This window comes from Pseudomonas sp. MDT1-85, from assembly GCF_054898065.1.
On record NZ_CM142715.1, the window covers coordinates 976,218 to 993,649 of the forward strand.

Genomic DNA, 17,432 nt, shown 5'->3' on the forward strand with positions numbered 1-17,432 from the left:
ATAGCAGGAGAGCATTTTGCCTAATAATCATTTTTATACCCCGCACGTGGCGGGCTACGTGAAGTTCATTAACCTGTTTAAAGTTGCTGACCTTGAACACGCATTGATTTCGCACAAAGGGACGGCCGAATACGACGCCGTCTTCAGGTATTACTTCGGTTGTATCGGTTTGCTGGATTCCCCCAGGCTGCTGGAACCGCTCGGCCTGTTAAAGCAGGCTTTGGCTTCTTTCATCGGGCCTGTCGGCCGACAGCGGCGAACCACAAAATCACTTCCCGAGAGCGCAGCCCCCAACCTGTCAGATATCTACGAACGCCTTGACGGTTTTGAGACTCGTCTTGCGAACGGGGTTCAGCAATTACGAACTCCGGCAACCCCAGTGCCTGACAATTTGCACTTCGTCTGGCTCGGCGGCGGTATTGGAGATGTTCAGTGCGACTATATAAATATCTGGAAGCAGACGCTGGTCGGGGAGGGTTACACCCTCAACCTTTGGTATGACAGCGATGCGCTGCTGGCGTACGAAGCCAATCGGATTATTGTCGAAGCGGTAAAGGCTGATGCCATGCTTAGTGGTGGGCAGGCCAGTAGCAATGCTATTGAACTGGGCGACAAGTATGAAGAGCGGTTCATCGCCCTCAAGCAACAGATGTTTACGCACATTAATAAAGCGGTAGAAAGCGGCGAGAACGCCGACGACGCCAGAATCGGACTGTTGGTTCGAGGCTATGGCCAAAACGAAGACCGTTTAAAAGCCCTGAGGGAAAACAACCGCCGCAGTCTGTTGGCATTAAGTGAGGGCGGTATTGTTCTGCGCGATCTCGCCACTGCGGCGACACCGCTGTACTTGCAAGCTATCTACGAACGTGAAATCAGTTTGCGTGGAAATTTTGCGGCGGCCTCAGATGTTGTGCGCGCCGAGGTGCTGTTCGCCGAAGGTGGTAGCTATGCCGATGTGGATAACCTGCCACCGCTGTTGGAAAACCTGGGTGGGGTGGATATCAGCCGGTTTGGCCTGGATGCCCGCACGGGCGTTCTGCAGTTGATACTTGACCACAGTCCTGAGTGGATGCCGGGTCGGCAGGTTATACGCAGCAAGTACACCAGCTATTTCGAGCAAATTCCCTTGGAACACCGTGAGGCGCTAGAGAGTTTTGCCCAAAGCAGCCCTGAGATCAGCGATGTTTTCCGGCGCCCGGTGGAGCGTCAGGTGCGACCGGATGGGCTGCGCGCAGTCGCCGAGCAAAGCACGTTGAGCAATGCGTTCATGATGGCTCATCCCGGCTCTGCGATGCTCAAGGCCGTTCTTGACCGCTTCAGGTTCAACTATGAGGTGGTCGATGCCACCGCCCGGTTGGCCATTGAAAGAAAGATTGCGCTTATCGACGCTGAAGCAGTCAGTGGTGTGGCCAAAGAGGTAGTCGAGAAAAGGTTCGGTCCCTTGAATGAGCTGTCGATGGAGGAGGAGATATCGATCAGTTTCCTGGTTGAGGCTGCCGCTACGTACTACAGCGACGGTATCCGTCCGCAGAGTGAGGTGACGATCTATCTGACCGGGCCTGCTGCGATGCGCGATGGACTGGCGGACTACGAAAAGATGCATTTCACCCCCCGGGGCGCTGAAGCCTCGCGAGCTGAAGTCTTTATTCCACCCCTCGCAACCGTCAACCGGGCGACCGAGGAAGAGTTGAACCACTCCTGGAAGGAGAATGAGAGCAACACTACTCAATGGTTGAGTAAAGAAAAGCAGCGTTGGGAGTCGGGGCAGTTCAAGGCGCGCTATGTTGGCAAACTGGACCAGCTACTCAATAACCAGGCAATCCTTTTCGACAATGGCTGGCCAGTGATCGAAGGTCGGCATGTGTTGTCGACGGACCTGCTGCAGTCCCTGGCGGATAGTCTTGGCGAGCCATTTTTGCAGGCAATGAGCCAACGTGCCGATGGTGAAGTAACGTTCACGCAGCAACTGCAGCTGGGTTTCGATGAGCGTCAATCGATCCTCGCCCAAGAGATTGAACTCCCGCCGTCGGCGTCTCCCAATGAGGCGGCGACTCGTGATTTGCCGATCGATGAATTGCTTCGCCAAATAGGCAAGGGATCCTTGCGGGTCGAACAACTGAACCCTCTGCAGCGCTTGTTGATTGGTGCGCTGGTGGGGGCAAAGGCACTGGATCAACGCAGCTTTGATGTGGTCAGCGCGCGGTTGGAGAACCTGGCCAATACGGTGTCCGAATTGGGCGTTTCTCATCGTTATGGAGCCATTGAGCAGGAGCTGTTCAAGCAAAACCATCCAGCGTTCCTGGCAGGCCTGGCGGGTACTTCCAACCCGCACGCAACCCTGTCCGAAACCAGTGTCGACCTCAAGCGGCGGGCGCTCGACCAGCCGCTGAGCCTGATTGAATGGGGGCGTAGGGTCGCCAAAATTCAGCACGTGGCGAAACTCGAATACCGCGACTGGATCAGCGAGCAAATGGACGAAGTGTTGGAGAGCTTCGATCATGGCAGTTTCAAAATGGTGCCACAGGATTTGTTGCTCGAAGGCGCGGGCGATCGGGTCGCGGGGCGCTGTTACCCATTGGCGCTGGCCATGGCTGCTGCGCTTGATCAAGGCAATAGTGCGGCAAACACTCTGCGGGAACGTTTTTACCTGGCCGTCACAGAACCCGAGGCCAGGGATTCAAGGGTGTTTGTGAACATGATTGAAGAGCTGCGTGATGTCCCTGTCGATGAGATAGGTGAACCATTGGAGCGCTCTGATCTGACTCGGATCGTAGCGATGCTGGAAGAGAAAACAGCCACCACTAGCCTGATGCTCAACTCGGACAACCACTCGATGTTGGTGGCGAAAGTCTTCGAAGGCGAGCACAGCATTTATCTTTTCTACGATCCGAATTTCGGAATCTGCGAGTTTGTTACACCGTTGGCGTTCAATGACGCATTGACACATTTTTTCATCGGCAAACAGAGGGCCAGGCATTACGCAGCTTTTGGCGATGAGCAGAGGCCGACCTTTGATCTGATCGAACTCGACACCGTCAGCCTGAACAAGAGGGTGCTTGCATCCGGTATCGAAGTTTCAAGCTTGTCCGCGCCAGGCGCTTTGCCTGAACAAACGCTGTCACGGGTTCGACAACGTGTGGCCAGTGCCCGGGGACGATCGCTGGTGAACAATGTAGCGCTGGGCAGCTCTTTGCGGGAACTGGATGCGCACTGGTGGGGAGAGCAGATCGCCCAGGCGACAAGGCAATTGCAGACCCAACACCAATTATCGGCGGATGCCGTCCCGTTGTTCGAGACGCTGGAGGTTACGCCTGGCGGGGAATACAAGATCAGTCTGGTCGATCCCAAGGCTGGGCAGACCATGGCGCATGTCACGACTGATGATCACCGGATTCTCAGGATAAAGGAGTTTCTCTCCGGGCTTTTCGAGACGTTGGTCAGCAAACAACAGTCGCCAGTCTCCGAGTTCGATCCGACTGACGCTGGCAGTGTCCATACGCTCAATGCCGGTTTCACCCTACAGGCTTTGATGAATACGCTGCGACATCATGAAGGCGCGGCAAGCGGTGGTGACAATGCGCTGACCACCGCTATTCGCCTGCATGCTTATGTGAACTATGCCCAGCTTGCCCATGGCAATGTCGTGGATGTCATTGGCATTGTAAAACTGGTTCGCCAGGCACTGGACGATGAAAAACTGATCGCCCGAACCAGCGCGCCGCTCGTGCAACGAGCCTTGGGGCATATTGCCAACGAGGGGGTGGGTACGGTGTTGGGACTGGTGAATGTCGGCTTTGATATTTACCAATTGAGCCACGCAACCAATGACATTGAAAAGGCGCAGTTCGGGACGCAGTTGGCGTTCGACTCCGCCAGCGTGGCATTGGCCGCTGCCGGCCTGGGCGCCGCACTGGCAGGTGCGGGTACGGTTGCTGCGGTATTGGGAGGCGGCGGGGTGATTCTGGGCGGATTGGCGGTGGGTGTTGCTGCACTGGCCGAAGGTTTTGCCACCATTGCGGAGGAGGCCAAGGAGGTCGCGCTGTTTTTTGATGGGCTGGAAAAGGCTTATTTGCAAGGCGGTTATCACTTGGACAAGGCGTCGAATGCCTGGATTGCACATCCATCGCTGGTATTCGCCGATCTGGATTTGCACCAATCCACTGTCCGTTTCGACAGCCCGAAACTGTTTCCGCTTCGGGACCATTTTGGGGTTCCGGATTTCGATGTGGATTACGCTCGTGCCACCGATATTCGCCAGGGTCTTGAATTGCCCGGTTCGGCACCTTTCTCACCACAGGCGGAGCAAACGATCGTTCTGCCTTGCACACCCAGGACGTGGTACGGCTACGAATACAAGTTGCTGCCGTTTGTCACGTTTCGTCATGCCGGTGGATTCGACACGGCACGCCGGCTGGAGAAAAAGAACGAACAGGGGCAATGGCAGTTTCTGTTTTCGTTCTACTCGTTTCCCGGTGAGTACGTGGTCAACCGGTTGTACCCGGTATACAAGCCAACGATTTTCAACGTTCGTCTCGACAACAGCGAGCGCTCTCTGGTGGTGCCTGCGCTGCCGAAGGCGTGGCACGGCATGGTTTCCTACCGGATAGAAGGGGCAGGCGCTCAATGTTCCGTGTTGCTCAACCCGGGTGTGAGCCTCGAACTCGACGCACCGGGTCACATTGCAATGCGCTGGGTGCTGCTGGCTCCGTGGTTGGCTGAGGCAGACATCCGGATAGAAGCCGCGGGTCGACTTGTTTCAAACACCTTGGGTGTGAAATTCAGTGGCAATGGCGCTCACGATGTATTGCTCAAGCTGGCTGGCAACAAGATCATGCGCGTTGATCTTGTTGCCCTGCGGTTGGAGGTGGTCGAAGAGGATGCAGATCCGGCGCTCGGGGAGCAAGCGTTGCTGGATCATTTCAAGTCACTGGCCCGGGAACATCGGCTGGCCATGCCATATACCCCCGTTCATGAATTTGTCGTTCCATTCGAAAAGCCGGAGGAGCCCAGGACGGTGGCCGCATATTACGACTCGGCTCGGGATCGCTTTCTGTATATCCGCGATCCGGAAGTGATATTGGCCGATGAGTCCATATTGGGAGCAGTGGTGGAGGACTTTGCCTACTTCTATCACCCCGAGAGTTTTGATGTCTGGCAGGTCGACGCGACCACTGGCACGCTGGTTCAGCGCTATCGTCTACTCACACCGCAGGGCAAAGCGACCATCATCCGATGCGAGGTGACGGCCCATGGTGCCGTTCAGATCGTGCAGCAGATCCTTCGAAATGATGGTCAGCATGAGGAACTGACCTACCTGATCCATGACCGTGCGGTGTGGCTAAGTTCGATCACTCTGGGCCTGGTTCCCGCACTCCAGCCAGCTCTGGATGCGGACATGCTGACTGACTGGAAGCAGGTGCTGGGCAACTATGTGTTGCTGAGAGAATCATCGAATACCGTGAACTGGCGCCCCGGTGCACTGGTATCGGTTTGTTGGCAGCTGGATGACAAGCGTCGAGATCTGATCTGGGTCCGGGACAGTGATGGCTTGATCATCCGTGCACCCGCCAGGCGTCACCATTCGCGGGGATGGAACGACTCGATCAAGGCTTTGGCCGACCTTCTGCTCATCGCTCCCGATGGGGTCGAGGGTGAAGTGTTTGTCACCTTCGACAAAACTGACCGAAGTCTCGTGCGACAGCAAAGGTCGATAGTGGAGGGTCGCGCGCAATGGACCTCCAGCGGGTTCGGCCCTCTGGAGGTGAAAAATGTTGTCGCCGTTGAGCAGGGCTACCTTGCGCTGACCGACTCCGGCCTGTTCTTTAATATGACGCCGGACGGGCATCTGCGATTGGGCGGGGTGACTGAGTCCTGGCTCAAAGATCGAACCCAATGGTGGCCCGCACTCGCCACGGTGGCGACACAGTACCCGGTGTCGAGCTTTGCCATCCTGGGTTTGACAGGCTTGCAGGGCGATGCCGGTTTGTGTGCCTGGTACCTTGATGATCGACTGCTGCTCGCGGACCTGGGGCAGGGGAAAGAAGTACGGTTGCTGAGTATTACTCCGGACAACCAGACCGTCTGGCTGTTCGATCTTTCAACCGGCAAGATTGTCCGCCAGGGTTTTATCGATCCGGACCGCCTGCACGCGGCATTTGCCCAGGGAACGAAGCTGTTACAGGCTGACGCATTGCCGGCCCCCATGCAGGAGTGGGCGTCCTGGACCTTTGTCGACGTGACGGTGGAAGGCGCTGGCCTGAGGGCAACGACTCGTGAAGGCGTGGAGCTGGATTTACAGCACAACGAACCGGCACGGATTACGGGCGTTGACAGCCGTTGGGTCGCTGCACAGGAAGGTGAATTACGTGACGGATTGGCAGCGCTGGCGAACGAACATCGATGCGCTGACTTTCTTTGCGTCAAAGACCCTGACTACTTGCAATGGTACGTGGTCCGGACCGGACGGTTGATCCGGATTCCGACAATCGCCACCGACGCGCAGTACGCGCTGGTGGGCACTCAGAAGCAAACCAATGTGATGCTGCACGAACACGCGGATGGTTTCGTGCACACCTATCCGCAAGAAAACAAGATCGGGCCCTTTGTCTATATTCAGCGCAATGACGAAGTACTAACGGTTGAAGGACCGAAGATGGGCAAGGACCTGCTCCCGTTGATTGCCGATGATGTCAGCATCCTGGTTCTCAAAATGGGTCAAGGTTCGATAACCAGCCGGCTTACCAGGGCGGCGTGGTTGAAACTTGAATCGGTCATCATCGATTGCCGCTATTCACTCGATCACCCGCCTACGGTTCCAGGCAAACTGATCTGGGATAGCGTAGCTGTGGATCGGTTGTGGGTGAACCGGGTCGATGAGCACTTGGTGATTGTTGATGCCGACAGCGGACACAGTTTGATCTTTCGTCAGGTATTTGCGGTGGACCCAGCCTTGCGCGGAGATGTGTTTGTGGCATTGGGCCGCTATCAATCCTTTGCGGTGTCGAGACTGGTCAGCACCCTGCTCGCCAGAAAGGACACCTTCAGTAGCGTATTGCTCAATAAGCTTTTGTCGGGCGAAAAAGTTGAAGCAGCAGGAAGCTGAATTCTGAAAGCCACTCACACATTGGACCTGTTCAGTGTGTGGATGGCTGTCGGTTTGTTTTCATAAGGAAATGATAATGAACAGTAAAATCTCTGTGACGCTTAATCAAGCTAACGCTCTTTCGACATTGTTTGAGCGTGGCGAGTTGGAGTCGGCGTTGAGTGGCTTCAAAATCATGCCGGAGCATGATGCAGCCTTGCGTTACTACAACGGTGCTGCCCAAGCATCGAGTCCGCAAGCCCGGCTGACCCCAGTAAGTCTTTTAAAGGAAACACTTGAGTCAATAAGTACGAGGAGTTCAAGTGCCGCGCTGCAAACAGTTCAGGATAAGTTGACGGACTACCTTCGGCGTTTAAATACAACCGTCGAACTGCTGAACACCGCCAAACCTGTACCCAAAAAGTTGCACTTTGTCTGGGTGGGTGGCGGCATTGGCGCTGTTCAGGGAGATTACATTAATGTCTGGAGGCAACTGCTGACCCCAGAGGGTTATAGCCTCAATCTGTGGTATGACAGCGATGCGCTGCTGGCGCATGAGACTAATCGCATTATCGTCGAATCAGCCAAAGCACATGGGATGATTTCTGCACCACCGGGGGCCGTCGATACGGCTTCTGCTCTGGCTCGTCGTTATATCGAACGGACTCGCGTGTTGCGACAGCAGATGTTCGATCATATCCAGTCCGTCACCCAGGCGGGTGGGAGCGCCGACCAGGCGCGAATTGATCTTTTAGTCAGTGCCTATGGCCAGGACGAAGTCAGACTCAAGGCACTCAAGGCTCGCAATCTTCAATCTCTGGAGCACGTGGGAATAGCACATCGGGACATTCGCGTTGAGCTTTTCGATCAACCGTTATTCGATATTTATGAGCGTGAAATCTCTTTTCGCACCAACCTGGCGGCCGCATCCGACATCACGCGGTTACAGGCTTTGAATATCGAGAGTGGAACCTACCTCGATACGGATTTGTTGCCGGCTCTGCATAAAAAAATCGGTGGCGTGGATCTCGCTGGCTTCAGTGCCGAAGAGCGTATAGGCGTGATGCAGGTACTGCTCGACCACAACCCGAAAATCCTTCCGAGTCGTGGCGCGGTGTATGCGGATTTTCGCCCCATGGTGCCTGAACAATATAGAGAGGCGTTGATAGCCTTTGCCAAAGGCATGCCGTCCCTCAGTGATATTTTTGCGCCGTTCAATGACGTCATGGTTGCAGCGAACGGTGTGCGCGTCGGGAACAAAAACACACCCGATTTGATGACGAATCAAATAAAAACGCCATTTAACGGTTTGTCCAATGCACTGTTGAGTAGTCATGCGGGCTCTGCGCAATTGGCGGCTATTATGGAAAAAATTCGGAGCAATTATCAGTTTCGAGATCAGGTAGTTGTGCAGGCTTTAAGCAGCAATGTATCGCTTCAGGATCGCCAGGCATTTCCCGATCTGATTGTCCGTGAGCTGGAAAAGCAATACGGTCCGATTTCAGGCTGGACCGCTAATTTGCAAAGCATCAACAGCTTTTTACAGGCGATCAATGATTATGATGCCGATGGCATCAAATTCGGCGCCCAATCGGCCATTGTGATGAGTGGGCCAACGGCGGTATCCAGCGGATTAAGTGATTTCGTCGACGACCACGCGGTGCTTGAAAGCCGTCAACCGATCAGCGATCAGGTTGACCTGTTCGACGGCTTCAACCTCGCCACTGAAGAAGAAACCCATCACAGCTGGAAAGACAATGCGAAGACTGAAGAAGCCTGGTTCGGGCTTGAAACAGAAACGGCAGCCAGAGGCGGCTATAAGTTGTTTTACAAAGGGGATGTCAATGAACTGCTAAAAGGTCAGCTTTTGACCTTCGAGAAAGGTTGGCCGGTGATTGAAGGTCGTCCGGTGCTGCTGACCGAGGTCTTGCAGCAATTGCTGGATCAACTGGGAACTCCCTTCATCCGCGCCATGAATGAAAAACTCAGCGGCGACCTGAGTTTCGATGCGCCTTGGTCCCTGAGCTTCGATGAGCGTCAGCGGATCCTGGCGCAAGGCAATGTCGAGCTTCCGACCGCTCACGGCTTTGAGCCGATCGGTAACTTGAACGAAATGGTTGTCCGCATTGGTCACGGTTCTCTGCCGCTCGATCAGCTCAGCCCGGTGCATCGAGTGCTGCTCGGTGGCCTGTTCGGCGCGCAGACGCTGGATAACACTGGTTTCGACAGTGCCTGGCAGCAAACCCTGACTCTCGCGCAGAGCACCGTCGATCTCGGTTTCTGCGAGCGTTATACGGCCATCGAGCAAGCCTTGCTCGCACGTAGGCATCGCGAATTCGAAGCCGGTTTTGCAGCTGCCCGGGTCACCGTTGAGCCATCGAAGCACAGCGCTCAGGTGCTTAAGGTACTTGCATTCGAGAAACCGCTGACCTTGCGCCAATGGGGTGAACACGTTGCCAGGATTAAGTCCCAGGCCCAATACGAGTTACGTCATGTTATCTTCGAGCGTAGCGCTACGGTGCTGGAAACCTTCATCGCGCAGGGCGCTTCCAGCGGGAGGTTGATGCCTCAGGGGTTGCTGATCCGGGGCGAAGGCGACCCCGGAAGACGCTGTTACCCACTGGTGTTGGCCATGGCAGCGGCCCTTGAAAAGGGCTCCTCGGCCGTGGATGCTTTGAGCGGCAGGCTGGCCAATGCCAACCTCTCGCCTGACGCCAATGAAACCCATGCGTTTCTTACGACCCTTGATGAGCTGCGCACGGTGCCAATGGCACGGTCAGGCACTTTATTAGGAGCATCCCGGCTGGATCGGGTCATGCAGACACTGGAGGCCAGGACCTCTACCAGCACCTTGATGCTCAATACCGAAAGCCATTCCCTGCTGGTCGCAAAAATCGTCCATGGGGCGTCGAGTGCCTACCGCTTCTACGATCCAAATTTCGGTGTCTTCGGGTTTGAACAGGCGCAGGACCTGCATCGTGGACTTGAGCAATTTCTGAGCAGCCCTGAGCTGGCTAAACTGTATGACATCAGTCACTTGATGGAAGCGACTTTCAACGTCATCGACCTCAATGGCCCGCGTATCGCCGATCAGCCTCTGCCATCGCACAGTACTGTGTCGGGATTGCTGAGTCATGATCCGATCAGTGCCGGAGTGACGGTGACCCCGTGGGAGCATCATGCCGCCTTGAGGGCCCGTTCATTGTCGGAAAATGCCCGACTGGGGCGTGGACTGAGCGAACTGGATGCTCGCTACTGGGCACGACAGATTCAGCACAGCGCTGCTCGTCTACACACGGAAAACAACCTTGGACGAGACTTTGCTCCGGTGTTCGACAGTGTCCGAGAAATGCCTGGGGGGCACTATGAAATCAGCCTGGTCAATCTCAAGGATCCCGAGCGCACCGTCAGGGTGTCGAGCACTGACAGTGTTCTGTCGCGAATCCGCTCTTACCTGACGGAGACTTTTCAGACGCTGTCGGTCAAGCCGTCAGTACCGGGTAAGGTTGACCCGACCGACGTCAGCGCCGTGCATACCTTGAATGCGGCTTTTACGGTTCAGGCGTTGCTGATGGCGCTCAAGTCCCATGAGCAAGTCAGCGACATCAATGAAAACCGGAGCCTGACGACTGCCGTGCAAATGCATGGCTACCTCAGTTACGCGCAACTGGCTCATGGCAATCTGCTCGACGTTGTGGAGCTGGTCAAGTTGTTCCGGGTGGCGTGGAGCGACGCACCGCTGGTGGCCCGGACCACCTCCTCGGTGGTGGTCAACGCGTTGGGACATATTGCCAGGGACGGTCTGGCTACAGTGCTGCAACTCGCCACTCTGGGTTTCGATATCTATCTGCTGGCCAATGCCAAGGACGATTTGCAACAGGCGCAATACGGCACGCAGTTGGCGTTCGATTCGGCGGGGCTGGCACTGTCGGTAGCCGGCGTGGGCGCCGGGCTGGCGGGTGCCAGTACGGCCGCTACGTTCCTTGGCGGGGCCGGAGTGATCCTCGGCGGATTGGCCATTGGCGTGAGCGCATTGGTCGAAGGGTTCAACGGCACGCTGGAACGAGGGCGCAGGATTGGTAAATACCTGAACCACGTCGCTAAGGCATATCGCACGGGCGGTCACTCGGTCAGAGTGGGCGTGTTTTATCCGAATCCTTACGCGGCCATCCGCAAGATTGATTTGCGCAACAAGCAATTGACGTTCGACAGCCAGGAAATTCTCTCGGCCAATACCTCCGCACTGCACCCGCCGGAAGAGAATCCCGATCGCTCAAAAGCCATCAACATTCGACAACACCTCGGGTTGTCGGAGTATGCCACGATTACCGATCCGACGACCTTTCAGGCCCTCGTGCTGCCTTGCGTGGCCAAGACCTGGTTCGGGTTCAATTATTCGGCGCTGCCGTTTTCGACCACGCGTTCCGAGCATTTCGAAACCGCACTGAAGCTGGAGTACGACGCAGCAGGCAGTCGCCAATTCTGGTTTACCTTTTACAAGTTTCCCTCCGAGTACATCCTGCATAATTTGTATCCGGTGGAAGTCGAAACAACGATCAGCATCTTGCTGGATGAGGAACCGCGTTCGTTGCTGGTGCCCGAGCTGCCAAAAATATTGCACGGCAAGCTGTCCTACAGCATTGAAGGATTGGGTGGCCATTGCGCATTGACACTCAACCCGGGTGTGCGATCAGTCAGTTTGTCACAGGCTCAGAAATCTCGTCCGATGGCCTGGACGCTGCATGCGCTTTGGTTGAGCGAAATGGATATTGTTGTCGGCGAGGGGCAGCTGAAGCTGGGGGCTATCGATATCCAGGTCATGGGTACGCCTGAATTGATTATCCAGACCTCGCATAACTCGTTTCGTGTTGACTGGACAGAGCGGCAGGTACTGCTCGAAGAACTGGAGGCTGACCCGACTGTCGACACTGCAATTATCCAGACCCGGGTCAGGGAGCTGGCCCGCACCAATCGTTTGTCCAGCCTGTTCACTGCGGTGCAGAACTTCCCGGTTCCGTTCGCAGACCCACAAGACCCACAATTCACCACGGCTTTTTATGAGCAGGCCCGTGATCGTTTTATCTACGCTCGTGACTTACCGTCAGCGCTGGCAAACCAAGCCAGACTGGGCGCGGTGATGGGTGGGCAGGCGTATTTTTATTGCTCCCGGGAAGCGCTCGTCTGGCGCTCTGATGTGGTCACTGGGCAGGTCAATCGATTCTATCGTCTGATGGATCCGGTGCCCGGTTCGAGTATTTCGGTGTTTCAAGACCTCGGACACGGAGTCATCCGCATTGTTCAGCAGGTGACCCAGCGCACCGGACGTGAGGCCGAGGTGATCTACCTGTTGGGCGAGGATGAAGTAACGCTGATGGCAATCGCAGGCCATCTGACCGAACGTCAGCACAGTCTGCTGCTCAAGGATGTGATGAAGGGCTGGTCTGACTTTTTGTGGGATTACGAACTGTTGGTCAAGGATTCGAAACTATGGCCTTTGACCAACGTGAAGGTCGTGGAATATAAGCCGGCAGCGTTTGCATCGATCACACCGCTGACTGAGGGTAAAAAGGATCCGGTCAGCACTTGGGTTCGTGGTACCGATGGGCTACTGATCCGTCCCGATATATCGCAGACAGAAGGGCCAGGGGGACCGGTGAGCCCGTTATTGCTGACACCGACGGCGAGTGTGGGCGATATCTTCCTCTTCTTCGACAAGCGCAATCGCACCCTCTACCGCCAGAAGATAGGGCCGACGGTCATTGGCGCGGATGCACAGGCCAAGCGCGTCGATCCCTACAATGTAATCGAGGTCATTGCCAATAACGGGCGCTACGTCGTGTTGACCGGGCAGGGGCTGTATTTCGATATCGATGACCAAGGACAATTGCAGCTGGCCGGGATAACTGAAGACTGGCTGGATGATGCCAGGGGGCCGTTGGGCATTGGTTTTGAATGGTGGACAGAGGTTGAGGCTGTTGCCAAGGACTACCAAGCGTCGAGCTTTGCGATTCTTGGTCTGGGTAACGGCAAGGGTGCGGCAAAGCTGTGCGCCTGGTACACAGACCATCGGTGGTTGATTGCCGACTGGGGAGCGGAAAAATTGATGCGGTTAGTGGCAATGACGCCAGATAATCAGGCGGGCTGGGTGCTGGATGTGACCGCTGGCCAGCTCTATCGTCAAGCGTTTCTTGAACCTGAAAAACTACCGACACTCTTTGAAAATGGCCTGCAACTTCTGCGGCCGGATCTGCTCCCAGCGCCACAGAAGGAATGGTCGCAATGGTCTTTTGCACAGATATGGGCATATGAGGGCGGTCTGCGGGGGCGGACGCATGATGGGGTGGAGATCAATATGGTCTTCAACGAGCCGGCCCGTATTGCCGGGGTTACGGAGGACTGGGTTCGGGCGAAGCAGGGAACGAATTACCCTCATGATGCGGGTGTGAAGCAGGCCTTGAAAGCGCTGGTGAGCGAGCATCCCCACGAAGCATTTGTTTCGGTTGGATCGGTTGGCGGAAATTGGGGGTATCAATGGTACGTCGCGGACATTGATCGTGTGGTGGGCGAGGTCAATACAAGTCTGGAAACCCGACTGCTGGGCGTTCGACAGAAAAAGATCGCCTTGCTCCATGAAGTGCCCAGCCAAATGACTTACAGCGCGTCGAGGGACGTGTGGCTGGAACACAGCGTTGCCCATCGGGAGGCCGAGGTGTTGATGCTGGCGTTTCAGGGTGAACTCAATGACCTGATGCCGTTGATACCTGACAACGTCACTCAGTTGATTTTGAGTTATGGGCCGGAGACGATCAGTTGCAACGTGTCGAGTGCTGTCTGGCAGCGGCTTGAGTGCATTGTGCTTGATTGTCGTCGTCGTTCATTGAGCGCTGAGTCATTGATGCCTGGCAGATTGACGCTGGAGACCGGAATCCAGGATACCTGGCGGGCCCGGCTGGTCGAAGGGCAGTTGCTGTTGACTGATCCCGACACTGGCCACAGTCTGGTTATTCGTAATGTGCGTGCTGAGGATTCAGCGTCGTTCTATCCGTTGACTCTGCGCCTGCAGATCCTCGGCGGTACCGTTGAAGTCACCCTCGATGAATTGATGCAAGCCATGGATGCCGGTAGTGAAAGTGGAGTTGAGCTCCGAATCCTCGTTGGCAAGTTGAACGAGGTGTAAGACGCGCAGGAATCGACCGGACTGCACGGGGCCGCGGGTTTTCGAATTCGCGGCCCCGTGCATTCCGGTATCAGGGAACCAGATACCCTTTAACCCCGGTAAAAATAATCTGCGCCGCCAGCGCGCAAACAAACAACCCCATCAACCGACTGACGATCTGCAATCCCTGATCGCCGAGAATGCGCTCGATGCGGCTGGACAGATAAAGCACCACGCCAACGGTAAAACTGGCCAGCGCGATACTGATGATCGCGGTGAGTTTGTCGTCCCAGTGTGGCTGGCTGACGCCCATCACCAACAGCGCACCGATGGTTCCGGGGCCGACGGTCAGCGGAATGGTCAGCGGGACGATAGTCACGTCCTGTTGCACGTTGTCGGTCTGCACCGCCGATTTGCCTTGAGCCATGCCCAGTGCCGAGATGAACAACACGCTGCCGGCGCCAATGCGAAAGGCGTCCACGGTAATGCCAAAGACATTGAAAATCACCCGCCCGAAGAGATACAGCAAGACGCTCGAAACCAGGGTGGCGGTTGCCACTTTCCAGGCCAGGCGTCGTTGCTCCTTGCGCGAATAGCCGCGGGTCAGGCTGATGAAACAGGACAACACGAAGAACGGGCTATAGAGCACCAGCATCTTCAGGTAAACGCTGAACAACACGTGGAGCATGATTTCGGCTCGCGGCAGGAGAGGGTCGAACCGGAGTCTATCAGTCGGCCAATTACCTGTCGGCATTTGATTGAAAACAGCTGATTTTTTGTTTTATTCAATCTGAAGTTTCGTTTTTTATATTAGTTGTTTTTGTTTGAATATTTATAGGTGTTGTGGCTTTGCTTATGTGGCGTTACAAGTCTGGAGTTGTGGTGTTTTGTGTGTTTGGATAATGTTGTTTGGCAAGTTATGGAATGACTTGCTCAATTTAATAAAGGAGAAATTCATGAGTGTAAATATGATCGATAGCGTTACTGTCGCTGCCTGTGTAAGACGTCTGGAAAGTTACGAGATTGATGAAATGCCTGTTGTACGTTCTCGTGCATTTGCTGCCAGTGAGATTGTTGTTGAAGAGCCTTCGAAGGGGGCTGTCGTTGGCGAAGGCATTTTGTCCTTTACAGGCAACCTGTCCGCGCAAAATCAGGAAGATGCGATGCACGCCTTTCTTTTTGCCAGCCTTGTCGCGAATAAGCAATTTCCTCACGAATATCAGGGCAAAGAGTGGTACTACAAATTTGTCGAAGTGATGACCTCTGCGGGTTGGCTGACGAGCCAAAAGTATTACAACGACATGAATATTAGCGGAAATACCGTTCGGATGGATCAATTGGTACTGGAAATCCTTGGCTCGGTGGTCGCCGGCCTCGCTATACCGGGCACTGCTTCTGCACTGATGCTGAAGGTTGCCGGTGATGCCATTACCGCCTTGAAAAAGAAAGAAACGGCTTTAACGCTGTATGAAAAGAATATGTTGGAACATGGCGTAGGCGGTATGGCTGCTGGCACCTGCACCGAAGTCAATGGTGAGGTAACCCTGGCACTAGGGACTGTACGTTTTATTCGAAAAAACACAGCGACCCAAGTCCTGTTCATGGATTGGGATAGTCGTGAGGTGAAGTTGTATAAAGGTGAATCTGTTTTCCGGAAGGTTCCCTATATAGCGGATCAAACCCGAAACCTGATTCGGACAAAACTTGGGATGAATGCGGTCAGTAAAATCGAAGACTACGAGATCTGATCTCGCGCGTTCGATGGGGTAGCTGTGTGTCGGCTACCCTTCTTTCTATTATTGAAGGAATTCTACATGGCAAGGGAATATTCGGTATTTGTTAATGCCGCTGCTATCGTTTTATTACCGTGCAACTCAGTGGAGCCAGCAACTAACGACCTGATGAATTCAGTCCTGCTTGCGCAACTGGTCGCCAATAAACGTACCGAAACCACGAGCGCGGTCGATTGGTATGACACTTATGTGGGGGTGCTGGGTGATTTCTGGTTAACGAGCGCCAGAAGCAGGCAAGATATCCAGCTGGGAAAAGACGATACCGCTTCACCGTTTGAATGGATCGCTGCGGTACTGGAAAGTAGCGCTGAGGATGAGGCGCGGCTGGTGATGGCGTTGTTGAAGGGTATCGCACGGCTATCCGATTCTTTGCCCGCGGTGAGCTTGCTGCGCAAGCATGTGCAAAAAGAATCCGATGATGAACCGGCAGAAATCCCTTTGCAGTCGAAGCCTGTTCGCTTGCTCGTGATCGTGGCGCAAGACAACGCTTCGATGACCAGCGTCTGCCTCCAATTCAAAACACGGCAAATGCTTGACCCCAATCCCTGGGGGCAGCGATTCCATTTCGAGGATATGGAGGGCTGCGTTTCAACCCATTTTTTCCATGCGCACCTGTCCGAGACATTGTACGCCCCCGTCCGTGAAGTGATCGCCCGCAAGGTTGAGGGCGTTTTGAGCGACAACATCGTGGATATCACGGAGGCCATCAATGCTTTGGCCTTTCTGCCCACCGAGGAGGCTGGCTCATGATGAGTGCTGTTCCACAGGCAGCGGTGGTAGGCGGCGGTGTCGTTGCGTTTGCTGCCGGTCTGCCCGAGTCACACAGGGAAGATGTTTACTTGAGTACGATATACGCGCAAAGGGCCACCCGGGCTGCCTACAACGACGGTTTGTCGGGCGATTGGTTTGACTACTATTGCAAGACGCTCAAATTCATCGGCTGGGACGTGCCGCGTCCGGAAGGGCTAGCGCCCGTTCAAGGCGGGTCGATGGGGAAGGCTGCGTCTCGACATATTGCGACTCGTCTTGGTGAGGCCTTTTCCGATCCGGCCAATCGTGCTCTGGCAGCGCTGGAGAGGAATACACAGGCACTTGAGCTATTTGAGTCGACGAGCCTTTCGCAGGATGCAGGTTTCTTTCAGATGATTCCTTGCGTACAGAAAGACGCTCACCGGGTCGAAATGGGGATTTATCACCGTCAATTCCAGCTTCGGCGAAAGACGTCGCGATTTCTGTTCATCAGTCAAGATGACCTGATGCACAGCAGTACAGAGCAAATGTCTGTCATTACATTCAATACGCTCTATTACGCGCAGTTCCGGGACAAGGTGAAACAATCGGTGTTGTCTCAGACATTCAAGGAACTGAGCGCTCTGGAAATCTGAACGCCGTCTGTCCTTCA

The 17,432-nt window shown here is 55.0% G+C and carries 6 protein-coding genes; 5 read left to right on the forward strand and 1 reads right to left on the reverse strand.

The features are described 5' to 3' along the window. Positions 1–16: 16 nt before the first annotated feature. Positions 17–7,102: a TcdA/TcdB pore-forming domain-containing protein gene (locus ACYZT2_RS04395; protein ID WP_461970448.1), complete on the forward strand. Its 7,086-nt coding sequence runs from the start codon at positions 17–19 to the stop codon at positions 7,100–7,102. Positions 7,103–7,178: 76 nt separating this feature from the next. After that, positions 7,179–14,258 (forward strand): TcdA/TcdB pore-forming domain-containing protein, encoded by a 7,080-nt coding sequence (locus ACYZT2_RS04400; protein ID WP_461970450.1) that lies wholly within the window; start codon positions 7,179–7,181, stop codon positions 14,256–14,258. A 70-nt stretch (positions 14,259–14,328) separates the two neighbouring features. Here ACYZT2_RS04400 and ACYZT2_RS04405 read toward each other — a convergent pair whose 3' ends face one another. Beyond that, a complete protein-coding gene (locus ACYZT2_RS04405; protein WP_253552080.1) occupies positions 14,329–14,925 on the reverse strand; it encodes a MarC family protein in 597 nt (198 codons plus the stop codon). Positions 14,926–15,193: 268 nt separating this feature from the next. On the opposite strand from ACYZT2_RS04405, the gene ACYZT2_RS04410 reads away from it, so the two are divergent. From ACYZT2_RS04410 to ACYZT2_RS04420, 3 genes are all read left to right on the forward strand, one after another. Further along, entirely contained in the window at positions 15,194–15,985 is a 792-nt protein-coding gene (locus ACYZT2_RS04410) for a hypothetical protein (RefSeq protein WP_461970452.1), read from the forward strand. Between the two features lie 66 nt (positions 15,986–16,051). Beyond that, the gene (locus ACYZT2_RS04415; protein ID WP_461970454.1) at positions 16,052–16,780 is read left to right on the forward strand and encodes a hypothetical protein; all 729 of its coding nucleotides are present in this window, start codon (positions 16,052–16,054) and stop codon (positions 16,778–16,780) included. Beyond that, positions 16,777–17,415, forward strand: coding sequence for a hypothetical protein (locus tag ACYZT2_RS04420; protein ID WP_461970456.1), 639 nt, complete (start codon positions 16,777–16,779; stop codon positions 17,413–17,415). Before ACYZT2_RS04415 ends, ACYZT2_RS04420 begins: the two co-directional genes overlap by 4 nt. Positions 17,416–17,432 lie beyond the last annotated feature (17 nt).